This is a genomic window from Pseudomonas sp. B2021 (assembly GCF_018135665.1).
Taxonomy (GTDB): Bacteria; Pseudomonadota; Gammaproteobacteria; order Pseudomonadales; family Pseudomonadaceae; genus Aquipseudomonas; species Aquipseudomonas lactis.
Genome location: NZ_SMOF01000001.1, coordinates 886,059 through 902,629 on the forward strand (window position 1 = coordinate 886,059; position 16,571 = coordinate 902,629).

At 61.8% G+C, this 16,571-nt stretch carries 10 protein-coding genes; 5 read left to right on the top strand and 5 right to left on the bottom strand.

All coding sequences use genetic code 11. The features are described 5' to 3' along the window. Positions 1–13 precede the first annotated feature (13 nt). The 4 genes from accB to E1K68_RS03895 form a co-directional block, all read right to left on the bottom strand. Positions 14–478 carry an acetyl-CoA carboxylase biotin carboxyl carrier protein gene (gene accB / locus E1K68_RS03880; RefSeq protein WP_003188191.1) on the bottom strand — a complete coding sequence of 155 codons (465 nt, stop codon included), beginning with the start codon at positions 476–478 and terminating at the stop codon, positions 14–16. Between the two features lie 24 nt (positions 479–502). Further along, a complete protein-coding gene (gene aroQ / locus E1K68_RS03885; protein ID WP_003188192.1) occupies positions 503–958 on the bottom strand; it encodes a type II 3-dehydroquinate dehydratase in 456 nt (151 codons plus the stop codon). Positions 959–1,250: 292 nt separating this feature from the next. Then, a complete protein-coding gene (locus E1K68_RS03890; RefSeq protein ID WP_212613801.1) occupies positions 1,251–3,212 on the bottom strand; it encodes a methyl-accepting chemotaxis protein in 1,962 nt (653 codons plus the stop codon). 53 nt (positions 3,213–3,265) lie between these two features. Further along, the gene (locus tag E1K68_RS03895; protein ID WP_137205324.1) at positions 3,266–4,936 is read right to left on the bottom strand and encodes a PleD family two-component system response regulator; all 1,671 of its coding nucleotides are present in this window, start codon (positions 4,934–4,936) and stop codon (positions 3,266–3,268) included. A 298-nt stretch (positions 4,937–5,234) separates the two neighbouring features. Between E1K68_RS03895 and E1K68_RS03900 the strand changes: the two genes are divergently transcribed. From E1K68_RS03900 to speA, 4 genes are all read left to right on the top strand, one after another. Then, the gene (locus E1K68_RS03900; RefSeq protein ID WP_003188197.1) at positions 5,235–6,302 is read left to right on the top strand and encodes a DUF2333 family protein; all 1,068 of its coding nucleotides are present in this window, start codon (positions 5,235–5,237) and stop codon (positions 6,300–6,302) included. 2 nt (positions 6,303–6,304) lie between these two features. Beyond that, positions 6,305–6,841: an NUDIX hydrolase gene (locus E1K68_RS03905; protein WP_034134796.1), complete on the top strand. Its 537-nt coding sequence runs from the start codon at positions 6,305–6,307 to the stop codon at positions 6,839–6,841. 182 nt (positions 6,842–7,023) lie between these two features. Next, positions 7,024–7,395, top strand: a complete 372-nt coding sequence (locus tag E1K68_RS03910) for a translation initiation factor Sui1 (RefSeq protein WP_212613802.1) — start codon at positions 7,024–7,026, stop codon at positions 7,393–7,395. Positions 7,396–7,538: 143 nt separating this feature from the next. Then, a complete protein-coding gene (speA, locus tag E1K68_RS03915; RefSeq protein WP_003188203.1) occupies positions 7,539–9,452 on the top strand; it encodes an arginine decarboxylase in 1,914 nt (637 codons plus the stop codon). 112 nt (positions 9,453–9,564) lie between these two features. On the opposite strand, the gene E1K68_RS03920 is transcribed toward speA, so the two are convergent. Beyond that, entirely contained in the window at positions 9,565–10,908 is a 1,344-nt protein-coding gene (locus E1K68_RS03920; protein ID WP_212613803.1) for an MATE family efflux transporter, read from the bottom strand. Positions 10,909–11,614: 706 nt separating this feature from the next. Here E1K68_RS03920 and E1K68_RS03925 point away from each other — a divergent pair. Then, positions 11,615–16,510: an alpha-2-macroglobulin gene (locus E1K68_RS03925; RefSeq protein ID WP_212613804.1), complete on the top strand. Its 4,896-nt coding sequence runs from the start codon at positions 11,615–11,617 to the stop codon at positions 16,508–16,510. Positions 16,511–16,571: the final 61 nt, after the last annotated feature.

Consider the following 16,571-nt stretch of genomic DNA (forward strand, 5'->3'; position numbering starts at 1 on the left):
GGCGCTCCGCGGTTCAAACGATGGTGAACAGCGGCTGGTCGTACTCAACCGGCTGACCGTTTTCTACCAGGATGGATTCGATGACGCCGGCTTTTTCCGCGGTGATGTGGTTCATCATTTTCATCGCTTCAACGATGCAGATGGTGTCACCCACTTTCACGGTTTTGCCCACTTCAACGAAGGCTGGCGAGGTCGGTGCCGGGGTGCGGTAGAAAGTACCGACCATTGGCGACTTGACCACGAAGCCATTCAGCGCAGGCGCGGCTGGGGCGGCAGGTGCAGCGGCGGCGGCAGGTGCGGCAGCCGGAGCAGCAGCGGCTGGAGCCGGTGCTTGCATCTGTGGCGCGTAGAACTGTTGGGCCGGGGTCTTGCTGTGACGGCTGATCCGTACGGACTCTTCGCCTTCCTTGATTTCCAGCTCGTCGATACCGGATTCTTCCAGCAGTTCGATCAGTTTCTTAACTTTACGGATATCCATGAATCATCAACTCCCAAGGGTCGGTCAGGGGCGTTTAGCCTGTTCTTCAATGTGTTCCAGGGCGGCCTCCAGGGCCAGTCGGTAACCGCTGGCGCCAAGGCCGCAGATCACTCCTACCGCTACGTCGGAGAAGTAAGAGTGATGGCGGAAAGCTTCGCGTTTGTGCACGTTCGATAAATGCACTTCGATGAATGGGATGCTCACCGCCAGCAACGCGTCACGTAATGCAACGCTTGTATGCGTAAAAGCGGCGGGATTGATCAGAATAAAGTCCACGCCTTCGCCGCGCGCGGCATGGATGCGATCAATCAATTCATACTCGGCATTGCTTTGCAGGTAGAGCAAATGGTGGCCGGCTTCACGGGCCCTTTTTTCCAGGTCGAGGTTGATCTGGTCGAGGGTCACTGCCCCGTAGACGCCCGGTTCACGGGTGCCGAGCAGGTTCAGGTTGGGTCCGTGAAGAACCAGTAAGGTCGCCATTGGCTGTTCCTTGTTATTGGTGTGGGTGCGTCAGAACCCGGCGACTATGCCGCAAAGCCTTTGTGACTGTCCAGTTCTATGCAGTAGCCGGCACGATTAGCGAGGATTGCGCAAAATTTATGACTGGGAGCCGGCATTTGGTCAGTGTGGGAGCTGATCGTGCCCACGCTCCGCGTGGGCACGCATCCAGTGATGCTCTGCGTCACGGCTTTAAAGCGGGACGCGGAGCGTCTGGGGCGACATTCCCACGCGGAGCGTGGGAACGATCAGCCAGCTCCCACATTGGAACGGGTCAGACGCGGAAGGCTTGCACGGCGGTAGTAAGCTGCCCGCCCAGCACCAGCAGGTGTTCGCCCTGGCTGCGACCCTGGCCAATACGCAGCAAATTATCCTCACCCAATTGATGAATCCGCTCACTGTTGTCGCGTATCTCGCTCACGGCGCCACTCTGTTGCGCGGTCACATCGGCAATGCGTACGGCGGTATCCGAGATGGTCTGGATCGCCCCGACGATCTCATCCAGCGCGCCATCCGCCGCCTGGGCTTGCTGGGCGGTGGCTTCGGCGTGTTCGACCTGGGCGCGCATGCCTTCTACCGACTGGTGCGCGGCGGTTTGCAGGCCGGCGATCAGGCCCTGGATTTCGGCGGTGGCGCCGGCGGTACGCTGGGCCAGGGAGCGCACCTCGTCGGCCACCACGGCGAAACCACGCCCGGCCTCACCGGCGCGGGCGGCTTCGATGGCGGCGTTGAGCGCAAGCAGGTTGGTCTGGTCGGCAATCGAGCGAATCACCGTGAGCACGCCGCCGATGGTGGCGGACTCTTCGGCAAGTTTCTCGATCATCTGCGCGTTTTGCTGCACTTCGCCCACCAGCGCATGCAGCCCGGTGAGGCTCAGGCCGATCACGCGCTGGCCTTGCTCCACGGCTTGGCCCGCACTGCGGCTGGCTCCGGCTGCCTGGCTGGCATCCCCGGCAACTTGCTGGATGGTGGCTTCCAGCTCGCCCAGGGAATCACGGATTTGCGCGGTGTCGCCGGCCTGGCGTTCGGCGCTGTCGTGCAGGCCGCTGCTCAGTTCGGCCAGGGCGCGGCTGCTGCCCGCCACTTCTTCGGCATTGCCACGGATGGTGCCGACCAGGTCCACCAGGTAGGCGCGCAGGCGGTTAAGGGAGGCCTCGATATCGTGCAGCTCGCGGTTGGTCTTGCCTAAGTCAATCGGTTGGCTGAAGTCGCCTTCGGCCCAGGTCGACAAGGCCGGCGCCAGGTTGGTCAGCACGCGCGCCAGGCGGCGCTGCAGGGTGTCGATCAGCAATGCGATCAGCAGGATCAGGCCAATCATCACACCCTGCATCACGCGTACTTCACCCTGAATCTTCGCGTGTTGCGCGCGCACCACGGGTTCGAGGCCGGCGATGGCGTGTTGCACGTTGGTGATTTTTAGGTGGGTGCTGGCGGCGAGGTCGGCGCGTTGCTGGATCTGCTCGCGGGTGCGCTGCAACTCGGCGGGGTAGCGGGTCAACAGGCTGTTGAGTTCGCGCTTGAGGTCGACGCCAGTGTCCTGGGCTTCGGTTTTTTCGGTGTTTTCCAGGCCCATCAGCGCGGAAAAATCGTCGGTGTTGGATTCTGCGCTGGCCTTTATTCCCAATAAGGGCAGTTGCCCGAGCAGGTCGGCCTGGGTTCTCAGGTTGGTCACTTCGCGCTCGACATCCGCAGCCAACTCGGCGCGCCCGCTGCTGACCAGCTTGTCGCGGGCCAGAGACAGCTTGCCCAGGTGCTGTGAGGCGGCGAGCAATGGCGGCATATAGCGCGCAGCCTCCGCAGAATTGACGCCGCTGGCGTACTGGGTCAGTTGTTCCAGGTTCGCGCCCAGTTCTCGTTCGGCTTGCAGCAACAGGGCTTGCGGGTCGCCAGCCAATTTACCGGCGGCCAGCAGGTCGGTCTTGCTGAAGGTCTCCAACTCCGCGAGGCTGGGCCGCAGGCTTTGCGCCAATTCGGGCGGCAGTTCGCCCAGTTGCAGCTGCAGGCTTTCCAGGCTCTGGGTGGCACTGCTCAGGCGCAGGGCATCGCCGCTGGCCAAGTAGTCCTCGATGTTGCGGGCAGCCTGGTTTTGAAAGACCTGGGACAAACCCAAGTAGCGCTCCATCAACAAGTACGGGCGCTCCAGCGCCCGTTGCGACCACCACAGCGTCGCCCCGAGGGCCAGGCACACGGCCACCAGCAGAAGGGTATTGAGATTGGTCAGCAGCTTCAGGCGCATGCGGGGTTTCAACCGACGGCAGGAGATAAGCGCCTGAATTTATTGCGTTTGTATTACAGCGTTATGACCGAATCGGTGGATTCTGGTGAAAAGATGGCACTTTGCTTTGATGTGCGAGCGGCTTGCACTCGATTGCGTCCGGCGTCCTTGGCGCGGTACAGCGCTTCGTCAGCCTGGGCGGCCATCATTAAGCTGTCGGAACCGTCGCACAGCTCCACCAGGCCGGCGCTGAAGGTGCACCACAAATCCTGCGGTTGGGCGGGGTAGTGGATTTCTGCAAAGCGCCGACGAATGTCGTCCAGCACCTTGCAGGCCGATTCCAGGTCGGTGTCGGGCATCACGATGGCGAATTCTTCACCGCCGTAGCGGCCGATGTAATCGGTCTTGCGCAAACGCTGCTTGAGAAACAGTGCCAGGCTCTTGATCACCCGGTCGCCCATAGGGTGGCCGTGGCTGTCATTGACGCGCTTGAAGTGGTCGATATCGAGCATGGCAAAGCTAAGAGGCTTGTTCTCGCGGCGGGCGCGGAAGCTGCAATCTTCGAGCAGTTGCAGGATATGTGTGTGGTTGTAAAGCCCGGTCAGGCTGTCGCGCACCATCCGTGCCTTCAGGTTGCGTGCACGCGACGCACGGTTGCGCACGGTGGTGATCAGGTGACGCGGCTTGATCGGTTTGGTGAGGAAATCGTCACCGCCCTCGCTCATCGCATCCAGCTGCTTATCCAGGTCGTCTTCAGCCGATAGGTAGATGATGGGCACGCTGACGTAGCGGTCGTTGTGGCGAATCACCTTGGCCAGTTCGGTGCCGGTACAGGCAGGCATGTACATGTCGAGGATGATCAGGTCGGGCTGGAAATCCGCCAGCTCGGCCATGGCCTGGATCGGTTCGATCAAGGTGCGGGTGACAATGCCGGCACTGTTGAGCAGGCGTTCGGTGTGCAGCGCCTGGGCCCGCGAATCGTCGATGATCAGCACTTTGTACGGTTCGTACTGGGCCGCGCAGGTCAGCACTTCGATCTTTTCCAGCAGGCTTGAGGCTTCCAAGGTGCCGGTCAGAAACTCTTCGCCACCGGCGCGCACGGCGGCCAGGCGCGTCGGGGTGTCGGTTTCGTGCAGGCTGAAAAACAACAGTGGCAGCTTGTGCTCCAGGCCTTCTTGGGCTTCTGCGGCGAGCTTCAGGCCCAGCCCCGTGCCGCAGAAGTCCACGTCCATCACGATCGCCGACGGCAATCGCTCGGTCATGGCCGCGCGAAAGGCGGCGACGCTGTCCAGAGCGTGGGCGCTCATGCCAAAGAATTCGAGCTGCTTGGCCAGGCGCTCGGCGCGGTCATGGTCGGCGAGCATCACGTAGATCGGCTTGCGTATCGGCGGCAGGAAGGTTTGCTCAAGCTGATCGCCCTGGCGCAGGCCGGTGCGGGACAGGCGTTGCATCAAACGGTTGAGCTCGGTGATCAGTTGGCTGCTCAGGCGGCCACGGTTCTCATCCACTGCTTGCAGGGATTCACTGATATGCCGTGCCAGTTGCGTGTGTTCGGGCTGTTCGAAGCGTTCGGCGAAGCGCTGCAGGCGCAGGTTGGCTTCGCTGAGTTCGGAAAAGTCGGCGTTCGACCACTCGCTGCGCTGCAGGCGCTGCCAGATCTCAAGAATTTGACGTGCCTGATGAATTACCCGCTGGGCAAAGTGCTGCTTGAGACGCTCGCGGCTGGGGTCTTCTGACTCGGTCATATCCTGACTACTGTGAGGGTGCATGCTGAGGTCGACTGATGGCGCTATGCTAGCACCTCTTTTCTGATAGATGAGTGTCATACGTCAATTAAGTCTGCATGCCTGAGATTCAGTTATTGACCGGCTGGTCGCCCAGCGTGAAAGGTGTGCATCCTTTATAGTCCAAGCGGCCCGGTGCGCCACTTTCGTGTAAAAGCCCCGCACCGACGGGCACGATGGGGTAGGGTTGTGGTCGGAGTGTCTGAACGCACCCGGACAATTGACGTGAATGAACTCAAGTGATTGAAAGGATATCGCCATGCTGGACTGGAAAAACCGTGAAGGCAGTGCCAAAGGCCCCGCCCCTGAGCCCAAGTCGGCCAACCGCAGCTATTTTCGCAACTTGCTGATGAGCCGGGCTTTGCTCAGCATCATCGGCCTGTACCTGCTGGTCACCGGTGGCCTGGGTTGGTACTGGAGCCAGGAGCCGGCGCTGTTTCCGGTGCAGCAAAATGCCCAGCTTGCCGCCGAGAAGGAAGGCAAGCAGATGGTGGTCGGCTATACCACCGTCGAAACCCTCAAGACCGTGGTCGGCACCTTGCTGAACAAACCGGGCGGTTATATTTCCAACGACCGTTTCCCGCCGGGCTTGTGGATGGACAACATGCCAAGCTGGGAATACGGCGTGCTGGTGCAGGTGCGTGACCTCACTCGTGCCCTGCGTAAAGACTTTGCTCGCTCCCAGTCGCAGTCGGCTGAAGACGCTGACTTGGCCAAGGCCGAGCCGCGCTTCAACTTCGATAACAAGAGCTGGGTGCTGCCTTCCAGTGAGTCGGAATACCAGGAAGGCATCAATTCCTTGAGCCGCTACGAAGCGCGCCTGTCTGACCCGAACCAGCGCGGCGCGCTGTTTTATGCGCGTGCCGACAACCTCAACAACTGGCTGGGCGATGTGGCCACCCGTTTGGGTTCGCTGTCCCAGCGCCTGTCGGCCAGTGTGGGCCGGGTCAAGCTGAACACTGCGCTGAAAACTGAGGCGCTGGCGCCGGGTGAAGTGCCCCAGGTCGATGAAGAAGTGGTGGAGACCCCATGGATGCAGATCGACAACGTGTTCTACGAAGCGCGCGGCCAGGCGTGGGCCCTGTCCCATCTGTTGCGTGCCATCGAAGTCGATTTTGCCGACGTACTGGCCAAGAAAAACGCCACCGTCAGCGTGCGCCAGATCATTCGTGAGCTAGAGGCCTCGCAGGAACCGGTATGGAGTCCTATGATTCTTAACGGCAGTGGCTTCGGTGTACTGGCGAACCATTCGCTGGTGATGGCCAACTACATTTCCCGGGCAAACGCTGCAGTGATCGACTTGCGTCAGCTCCTCAACCAGGGTTGATGATGGACGCTACTCAAAAGGAGGCCGCACACCGAGCGGCTTCCGATGCTGAACTGATCTGCTGGGTCGACGAGCAGGACCACCTGCTCGGCCACCTGGTCAGGTCTGACCTGCGCCAGCGCGGCTTGATCGGCCGTTGCACCTTTATCTTCCTGTTCAATTCCAGAGGCGAGCTGTGTGTGCACCGGCGCACGCTGAGCAAGGCGTTGTATCCAGGATATTGGGATACGGCGGCGGGTGGGATGGTGGCCAAAGGTGAGAGTTATGCCGTTTCGGCAGCCCGCGAGCTGGAAGAGGAGTTGGGCGTCAGCGGTGTGCCCTTGACCGAACATGACCATTTCTATTTTGAGGATGGCGACAGTCGGCTTTGGTGCAAATCCTACTCCGCCCTCTGGGACGGCCCCCTGCGCCTGCAGCCCGAGGAGGTCATGGAAGCGCGGTTTTTAAGCATCGAAATCATCCAGCAGGAGGCCGAACAAAAGCCCTACTGCCCGGACGCCCAGGAAGGGTTGCGGCGCTATCTGGCCTCGCGTCGCTAAAGTTGCAAAAAATGGCGCCATTTGGCTCTTAGCAAGTCGGCTTTTTGCCGTTACACTGCGCGCCTTTTCACCCGAACCACATTAGCGGTTCGGTAGCGCTGCCCCTGCCTGAGTGGGGCTTCGCGGTCGGTCACCGCCTTGTGTGGCGCCGATCAGTCTTCATCCTCCCAAGAGGATTGCCGGTGGCCAAAAAAGCCGCATCCTTCGCCGCCCTTGGTGGCCTGGTATTTTCCACCGACGCAGGTCGACACTGCCCGGACTGTCGTCAGCCCGTGGATTCGTGCACCTGCAAACAGACCCTGATCCCCGAAGGCGACGGTATTGCCCGCGTGCGTCGCGAGAGCAAAGGCCGTGGCGGCAAGACGGTGACCACCATCACCGGCGTGCCCCTGGCTGAAGAGGCCCTGAAGGAACTGGCCACCTCGCTGAAAAAGCGCTGTGGCACCGGTGGCGCGTTGAAAGACGGGGTCATCGAGATCCAGGGCGATCACGTCGAGTTGCTGTTGGCCGAGCTGATCAAGCTCGGGTACAAGGCCAAGAAGACCGGCGGCTGAAAACCTCTTCCCAACCTGTGGCTAAACTCTGTCCTGCCAGTGGGGTCTACTTCCCTTGCAGGCAAATCGTCATTTTCATTCTTTAGACTGCGCCAGCCTCGAACGAGAGGTGGCGCCTTCGCCTTCATTTATAGGGGACTTCGATGTCCGTACGACGCACACGCAAAGACGATGGCAGCCAATGGACAGTTGCGGACAGCCGCAGTGTTTACGGGATTCGCCATTGGGGGGCCGGGTATTTCGCGATCAATGAAGCCGGTCGCGTAGAAGTTCGTCCGAACGGCCCGAACAGCACACCCGTCGACTTGTACGAGCAAGTCGACGAGTTGCGCAAAAGCGGCCTGTCGTTGCCGCTGCTGGTGCGCTTCCCCGATATCCTGCAAGACCGCGTGCGCCAATTGACTGGTGCCTTCGATGCCAACATCGAGCGCCTGGAATACCAGAGCAAGTACACCGCGCTGTACCCGATCAAGGTGAACCAGCAGGAAGCGGTGATCGAGAACATCATTGCCACCCAGAACGTCTCCATCGGCCTGGAAGCCGGCTCCAAGCCTGAGCTGCTGGCCGTGTTGGCCTTGGCGCCGAAGGGCGGCACCATCGTCTGCAACGGTTATAAAGATCGTGAGTTCATCCGCCTGGCGCTGATGGGCCAGAAGCTCGGCCACAACGTGTTCATCGTGATCGAGAAAGAGTCTGAGGTAGGGCTGGTGATCGAAGAGGCGGCGAGCCTCAAGGTCAAGCCGCAGGTGGGCCTGCGTGTGCGCCTGTCGTCCCTGGCATCGAGCAAGTGGGCAGACACCGGTGGCGAGAAATCCAAATTCGGTCTGTCGGCGGCGCAGTTGCTGTCGGTGGTCGAGCGCTTCCGCGCGGCCGGCCTGGACCAGGGCATCCGCTTGCTGCACTTTCACATGGGCTCGCAAATCGCCAACCTGGCTGACTACCAGCACGGGTTCAAGGAAGCCATTCGTTACTACGGCGAACTGCGCAACCTCGGCCTGCCGGTGGACCACATCGACGTCGGCGGTGGCCTGGGCGTGGACTACGACGGTACCCACTCGCGCAACGCCAGTTCGATCAACTACGACATGGACGACTACGCCGGCGTGGTGGTGGGCATGCTCAAGGAATTCTGCGACGCGCAGAGCCTGCCGCACCCGAACATCTTCTCAGAAAGCGGCCGCTCCCTGACCGCTCACCACGCCATGCTGGTGGTGCAGGTGACTGACGTCGAGAAGCACAATGACGAAATCCCGACCATCGAAAACAAGGAAAGCCTGCCCGAAACCGTGCAATGGTTGGTGGACCTGCTCGGCCCGACCGACATCGAGATGGTCACCGAAACCTACTGGCGCGCCACCCACTACATGAGCGACGTGGCGGCCCAGTACGCCGACGGCAAGCTGACCCTGGCGGAAAAAGCCCTGGCCGAACAGTGCTACTTCGCGGTGTGCCGTCGCCTGCACAACTCGTTGAAAGCCCGCCAGCGTTCGCACCGCCAGGTGCTGGACGAACTCAACGACAAGCTGGCCGACAAGTACATCTGCAACTTCTCGGTGTTCCAGAGCTTGCCGGATACCTGGGCCATCGGCCAGGTGCTGCCTATCCTGCCGCTGCACCGCCTCGACGAAGAGCCGCTGCGCCGCGCCGTGCTGCAAGACCTGACCTGCGACTCCGACGGCAAGATCAAGCAATACGTCGACGAGCAGAGCATCGAAACCAGCCTGCCGGTGCACGGCTTGAACGAAGGCGAGGACTACCTGCTGGGGATCTTCCTGGTCGGCGCGTATCAGGAAATCCTGGGTGACATGCACAACCTGTTCGGTGATACCGACTCGGTGAACATCTACCAGCGTGAAGACGGTTCGGTGTACAGCGCCGGGATCGAGACCCACGACACCATCGAAGACATGCTGCGCTACGTGCACTTGTCGCCGGAGGAGTTGATGACGCATTACCGTGACAAGTGCGCCAGTGCGAAGATCTCGGCCTCGGAGCGCACCCAGTTCCTGGATGCGTTGCGCCTGGGCCTGACGCGTTCTTCGTACCTGTCCTCGTAATAAAAATGTGGGAGCGGGCTTGCCCGCGATGGCGGAGTGTCAGGCAACCGTTAGGGGGCTGACCCACCGCCATCGCAGGCAAGCCAGCTCCCACATTTGGGTCTGCGTTCCTTCAGTTCCCGCCCAGCCACAGCCCTTGCCGATTCAAGTGCCAGGCAATTGCCCACAGCGTCAGGCTGCGCACCGCCATGAACAGCAGGAAGGTGATCCACAATCCGTGGTTACCCATGTCCTGCAACGCCCAGGCAATCGGCAGTACCAGCAGCACCGTCAGCAACATCCCATTGCGCATCTCCCGCGCGCGCGTTGCGCCGATAAACAAGCCATCGAGCAAATAACTCCACACCGCAATCAACGGCAATACCGCAAGGTAGGGCAGGTAGATATCGGCGGTTTCGCGCACGCTGGGGATATCGGTTTGCATGGCGATAAATAGATGGCCGCCGAAGGTGAACAGCAGGGCGAAGCCGATGCTGGCGATCAGTGACCAACCGCAGGCCACGACTAATGAGCGACGCAACGCCTGCCGGTCACGGGCGCCGATGGCGTGGCCGCAGAGGGCTTCGACCGCGTGGGCCAAGCCATCCAATGCGTGAGCCGTCAGTAACAGGCCGTTAAGCAGCAGCGCATTGGCTGCCACGGTGGCATCGCCCAACCTTGCGCCTTGCACGGTGATCATGAAAAACACCGACTGCAACGCCAGGCTGCGGATGAAGATGTCGCGGTTGACCGCCAGCAACGGGCGCCAGCTTTGCCACAGTTTCAACGCGGCCCAGGCGATATGCCCCGGATAGGCGCGCAGGGCTTTTTGCGTGAGCGCCAGGCCGAGCAGGGCGCCGGTCCATTCCGCGATCACCGAGGCACGGGCGGAGCCGACCACGCCCCAGTCCAGGCCAATTACAAACCACAGGTTAAGCGCAATGTTGACCAGGTTGGTGGTCAGCAGAATCGCCAACGGCGCCCGCGCATTCTGAGTGCCGAGGAACCAGCCGACCAGCGCATAGCTGGCGAGGGCGGCGGGCAGGCCGAACAGACGGGTGTGGAAAAACTCGCGGGTCAGTTGGTTCAGTTCTGGCGAAGGCTGCATCCATTCCAGGGCCAGATGGCTCAAGGGAATGCCCGCGGTGCCCAGCAGCATCGCCAGGCCCAGCGCCAGCAACAAGCCTTGCAACAGGATCTGCCGCAACGCCGCGCCATCGTTGCGCCCGGCGGCTTGGGCGGCGAAGCCGGTGGAGCCCATGCGCAGGAAGCCCATGGCCCAGGCGAGGAAGGTATACAGGCTGGCACCGACAGCCACGGCGCCCAGTTGGTGGGCGTGGGGCAGGTGGCCGATGACCATGCTGTCCACCAGGGCCACCAACGGCACCGAGATATTCGACAGGATCATCGGCGCGGCCAGGGCCCAGACGCGGCGATGGGTGGGGCGGTGGCGCCAGTCGGTCAATAAGGTGGACATGCAGTCTCCTTCAGGGGAGCGGCATTGTACCCGGCCAATGTGGGAGCTGGCTTGCCTGCGAAGGCGGCCTCCCAGCCGACGCCTATTTACCTGACACCCTTCGATCCTACTGTGGGAGCGGGCTTGCTCGCGAAGGCGGCCTGGCAGGCGACACAGTTGGATTGGGTATATATCCATTGCTGCGGTAACGGCTACTTAGGGTTCCGCCTGACGGCGGGTCACTTTGGAAAAGAGCCCCAAAGTAACCAAAGGGCTCTTGCCCCACCACTCGGCACCTCGCCTAGGCTCGGTGTGCCCGTAATCCGCCAGTGATTTGGGGGGCCGCCGCCACGCGCCATCCATGGCGCGGGGCGGCTAAACCGGCATCCCTGCCGGTTTACCCCCCAAATCCCTGTCGAATTCCGGCCAGCGTGGTTTGACGGGGCGCTTAAGATCAAGATCAAAAGCAGATCAAGAGCAGATCAAGAGCGGCTCGCTTCGCATCGTGGTTACCGTCGGGTGCTACAGGCTGCAAAGTTGTGTGGATAGACAAGCCAGTTGCTCCCACATGTTGATCTTGATCGCCAATGGTTGTGGGATTTGGCTCGGCTTCATGCCTACCTAGAACCAACCGCCCCTCCGTCGGTCAATGTGACCGGCACCGCAGCGGCTTGGTCGGCGCTGATATATAGTTCACCCCTCGGTTCCCTCTGACTATGAGTGCCCCATGCTTAACAAAGGACTGTTCCTGGCCTGCGCGCTGGCCCTGCTGAGCGCTTGCGATTCTTCCGATAAACCCGCTGCACCGCCTGCGCCCACCGTGGCGGCAGCGCCGAAGCCGGTGAAAGCCGCGGTAGATGTGGCAGCGCTCAAGCAGCGTTATGCCGGGCGTGAGCTGAGCGTGGTGGACGTGTCCGAGGTGCAGTTGGACGGGGCCAGCACCTTGTCGGTGAGCTTTTCCATCCCCTTGGACCCCGATCAGAAATTCGCCGACAAGCTGCACTTGGTAGACAGCAAGTCCGGCAAGGTCGATGGCGCCTGGGAACTGTCCGATAACCTGATGGAATTGCGCCTGCGCCACCTTGAACCGCAGCGCAAACTGGTGCTGACCGTGGACGCCGGGGTGAAGGCGGTCAACGGCAACACCCTCGCCGCCGAATACAGCGCCCGCCTGGAAACCCGCGACCTGCAAGCCACCGTCGGCTTCGCCAGCCGTGGCACCCTGTTGCCGACGCGCCTGGCCGAGGGCCTGCCGGTGATCGCGTTGAATGTCGACAAGGTCGACGTGGAATTCTTTCGGATCAAACCCGAATCCCTGCCGTCGTTCCTGGCGCAGTGGGGGCGTAATACCAGCCTGCAAAGCTATGAGTCCCGTGAACTGCTGCCAATGGCCGAACTGGTGTACGGCGGGCGTTTCGACCTGAACCCGGCGCGCAATACCCGCGAAACCCTGTTGCTACCGATTGCCGGCCTCAAGCAGTTGCAGCAGCCGGGCGTGTACCTGGCGGTGATGCGCGCTTCGGGCACCTACAACTATTCGCAACCGGCCACCCTGTTCACCTTGAGTGATATCGGCCTATCCGTGCACCGCTATGCCAATCGCCTGGATGTGTTTACCCAGGCCCTGGAAGGCGGCAAGGCACTGAACGGCGTCGAACTGGAAATCCTCGATGCCGAAGGGCGCGTGCTCGGCCAGGGCAAGACCGAGGACGGTGGCCACGCCGAGTTGCCGCTGCCGAAAAAAGCCCAGGTGTTACTGGCCAAGCAGGGCGAGCAAACCAGCCTGCTGCGCCTGGACAGCGCCGCGCTGGACCTGGCCGAGTTCGATATCGGCGGGCAACCGTCCCACCCATTGCAATTTTTTGTGTTCGGCCCACGTGACCTGTATCGCCCCGGCGAAACTGTGTTGCTCAACGCACTGTTGCGTGACAAGGATGGCAAGGCGGTGAAGCCTCAGCCAGTGAGCGTCGAAGTGCGGCGCCCGGATGAACAGGTAAGTCGCAAGTTCGTGTGGGAGGCCGACGCGTCGGGCCTGTATCAATACCCGTTGCAACTGGCTGGCGAAGCGCCGACCGGGCGTTGGCAGTTGGTGTTCGACCTCGGTGACGGCAAACCGCAACTCTATGAATTCCTCGTCGAAGACTTCCTGCCCGAGCGCCTGGCGCTGGAACTCAAGGGCAGTGACACGGCGTTGAGCCCGGCGGATAACCCGGTCATCCAGGTCAACGGCCGTTACCTCTACGGCGCGCCCGCATCCGGTAACCGCGTCAGTGGCCAGGTGTATGTGCGCCCGCTGCGTGAGGCGGTCAAATCCCTGCCGGGCTACCAGTTCGGTTCCGTCACCGAAGAAGAGTTGAGCCAGGATTTCGAACTGGACGAAAGCGTACTCGACGCCAATGGCGAGCAAGCGCTGACCCTGGAAAGCAAGTGGGCCGAGGCCAAGTCGCCGCTGCAATTGATCGTGCAAGCCAGCCTGCAGGAGTCCGGCGGGCGGCCGATCACCCGGCGCCTGGTGCAGCCTATCTGGCCGGCCGAGCAATTGCCGGGCCTGCGCGGGTTGTTTGACGGCAAGGAAACCAACGGCGATGGCCCGGTGGAATTCGAAGTGCTGGTGGCCAACCAGGACGGTCAGAAACTGGCCGCACAAGACCTCAAGGTGCGCCTGGTGCGTGAGCGCCGCGACTACTACTGGAACTACTCGGAGAATGACGGCTGGAGCTACCACTTCAACGAGAAATTCCTCAACCTCGATGAGCAGGGCCTGAACATCAAGGCGGGCGACACCGCCAAGGTCAGCTTCCAGGTGGAGTGGGGCCCTTACCGTGTGGAGGTTGAAGACCCGCACACCGGGCTGGTCAGCAGCCTGCGTTTCTGGGCCGGCTACCAAGCTCAGGACAACACCGAAGGCGGCGCCGTGCGCCCCGACCAGGTCAAGCTGGCGTTGGACAAACCCGCCTATGGTGATGGCGACACCGCCAACGTCACCGTCACGCCACCGGCAGCCGGTAAAGGCTACCTGTTGGTGGAGTCTGCCGAAGGGCCGCTGTGGTGGCAGGAAATCGACGTGCCGGCCGAAGGCAAAAGCTTTGCGGTGAAGCTCGACCCGAAATGGTCGCGCCATGATCTGTATGTGAGCGCCCTGGTCATTCGCCCCGGCGAGCGCAAAGCCAACATCACGCCTAAACGCGCCGTGGGCTTGCTGCACCTGCCACTGGATCGCACCCAGCGCAAACTCGGCCTGACCCTCACCGCGCCAGAAAAAATGCGCCCCAAACAACCACTCACGGTGAAGATCGCCGCCAAAAACGCCGATGGCAGTGTGCCTCAACAGGTGCACGTACTGCTGGCGGCGGTGGACGTGGGCATCCTCAATATCACCGAATACCCAACGCCCGATCCCTACGCCAGCCTGTTCGGCCGCAAAGCCTATGGGGTCGACCAGTTCGACATCTATGGGCAACTGATCGAAGCCGGCCAGGGCCGTCTGGCCAGCCTGGCATTTGGTGGCGACGCGGCGTTGGCCAAAGGCGGCAAGCGTCCGGACACCAGCGTAACCATCGTCGCCCTGCAAAGCGCCCCGGTGACCTTGAACGAGAAAGGCGAGGGCGAAGTCAGCGTCAATATCCCCGACTTCAACGGCGAACTGCGCCTGATGGCCCAAGCCTGGAGCGAGGATCGCTACGGTATGGCCGAAGGCAAGACCGTGATTGCTGCCCCGCTGATTGCCGAATTGTCGGCACCGCGCTTTCTGGCGGGAGGCGACCAGACCACCTTGGCCCTGGACCTCTCCAACCTGTCGGGCAAGGCCCAGAAGCTCGATGTGCAATTGACCGCGCAAGGTCAGTTGCAGTTGGTCAACAGCGGCGCGCAGTCGGTTGAACTCAAGCAAGGCCAGCGCACCACGTTGCGTATTCCGGTACAAGCCTGGGGCGGGCTCGGCCAGGGCAAGGTCACGGTCACCGTCAACGGCCTGGACTTGCCGGGTGAAAACCTGCCGCCGTTCAGCCGCGAATGGACCTTGGGCGTACGCCCGGCGTACCCGGCCTTGCTCAAGCATTACCGTGCCGTGCTCAAGGATCAGCCGTGGAGCTTGCCGTCGGGTGCACTGGATCAATTCGATGCATCGGGACGTGAGGCGTTGTTGAGCCTGTCGAGCCGGCCGCCGTTGAACCTGGGCGCGCAGATCAGTGCACTCAAGGCGTACCCCTACGGTTGCCTGGAGCAAACCGCCAGTGGCTTGTACCCATCGCTGTACGCCGACGACGCGCTGCTCAAGCGCCTGAGCATCAAGGGCGAGCCGGATGCCGAGCGCAAGCGCAAGATCGAGTTGGGCATCGAGCGCCTGTTGGGCATGCAGCGCTACAACGGCAGCTTCGGTTTGTGGGGCGCCGATGGCGAGGAAGAATATTGGCTGACTGCCTATGTCACTGACTTCCTGCTGCGCGCCCGCGACCAGGGTTTTGCCGTCCCGCCTGAAGCCTTGAAGAAGGCCAGCGAGCGCCTGTTGCGGTATGTGCAGGAACGTAACCTGATCGAGGTGGATTACAGCGACAACGCTGAACACACCCGGTTTGCCGTGCAGGCGTATGCCGGCATGGTGTTGGCGCGCAGTCAGCAGGCGCCGTTGGGTGCGTTGCGCAGTCTGTTCGAACGGCGCAGCGATGCACGCTCCGGCTTGCCGCTGGTGCAGTTGGCCATTGCCCTGCAGAAAATGGGTGACCAGCCACGCGCGGATCAGGCGTTGGTGGCCGGCTTGGCGGCGCAGCGCAATGCCAATGAGTGGCTGGCCGACTACGGCAGCCCGTTGCGCGACCAGGCGATGATCCTGGCGTTGCTGGAGGAGAACGACTTGGCCAAGGGCCAGCGCGAGGAGCGTTTGTTCACCCTGTCTGACCAATTGGCGGCCAGCCCGTACCTGTCTACCCAGGAGCGTAATTCGCTGTTCCTGGCCGGGCGCCTCGGGTTCGCCAAGCCGGAAACGAACTGGCAAGTGTCGCTCACCGGCAGCGGCGGTGTGCGTGAGTTGAACAACCAGCAATCGACGTTGCAATTGGACGGCGCACTGCTCTCCAGCGACCTGGCCTTGAGCAATCAGGGTGAAGCGCCGGTGTACCAACAATTGACGGTTTCGGGTTATCCACAAGTGCCGCCAGCGGCCGGTGGCAACAACCTGAGTATCCGCCGCGAATACCTGGGCATGAACGGCCAACCGTTGAACCTGCGTAACCTCAACAGCGGTGATCTGGTACTGGTGCACTTGGCGGTCAGCGCCAAGCAACGCGTACCGGATGCTCTGGTGGTTGACCTGTTGCCTGCCGGCCTGGAACTGGAAAACCAGAACCTGGCCCAAAGCGCGGCGAGCCTTGAGAACGCCAGCAGCCAAGTGAAAGAGTGGCGTGAGTCGATGCAGAATGCCTCGCTCAAGCACCAGGAGTTCAGGGACGATCGCTACGTGGCAGCGATGAATCTGGATGGCTATGGCACCACGCACTTGCTGTACCTGGCGCGTGCGGTGACACCGGGAACTTACCGCGTGCCGCCGCCGCAGGTGGAGTCGATGTATCGGCCGAACTGGCAGGCAGTGGGTGAGACGCCAGTGGATATGGTGATCAAGGGCCGCTGAAAGCCACTGTAGGAGCGAGCTTGCTCGCGAAAAACTCACAGACGCCGCGTTAATCCAGGAA

Excerpts from the sequence above, each read along its gene's own strand:
- E1K68_RS03895 (WP_137205324.1), bottom strand. The coding sequence starts at position 4,936 with ATGACCGAGTCAGAAGACCCCAGCCGCGAGCGTCTCAAGCAGCACTTT.
- E1K68_RS03920 (WP_212613803.1), bottom strand. The coding sequence starts at position 10,908 with ATGTCCACCTTATTGACCGACTGGCGCCACCGCCCCACCCATCGCCGC.
- E1K68_RS03925 (WP_212613804.1), top strand. The coding sequence starts at position 11,615 with ATGCTTAACAAAGGACTGTTCCTGGCCTGCGCGCTGGCCCTGCTGAGC.
- E1K68_RS03890 (WP_212613801.1), bottom strand. The coding sequence starts at position 3,212 with ATGCGCCTGAAGCTGCTGACCAATCTCAATACCCTTCTGCTGGTGGCC.
- E1K68_RS03905 (WP_034134796.1), top strand. The coding sequence starts at position 6,305 with ATGGACGCTACTCAAAAGGAGGCCGCACACCGAGCGGCTTCCGATGCT.
- accB (WP_003188191.1), bottom strand. The coding sequence starts at position 478 with ATGGATATCCGTAAAGTTAAGAAACTGATCGAACTGCTGGAAGAATCC.
- E1K68_RS03900 (WP_003188197.1), top strand. The coding sequence starts at position 5,235 with ATGCTGGACTGGAAAAACCGTGAAGGCAGTGCCAAAGGCCCCGCCCCT.
- aroQ (WP_003188192.1), bottom strand. The coding sequence starts at position 958 with ATGGCGACCTTACTGGTTCTTCACGGACCCAACCTGAACCTGCTCGGC.
- speA (WP_003188203.1), top strand. The coding sequence starts at position 7,539 with ATGTCCGTACGACGCACACGCAAAGACGATGGCAGCCAATGGACAGTT.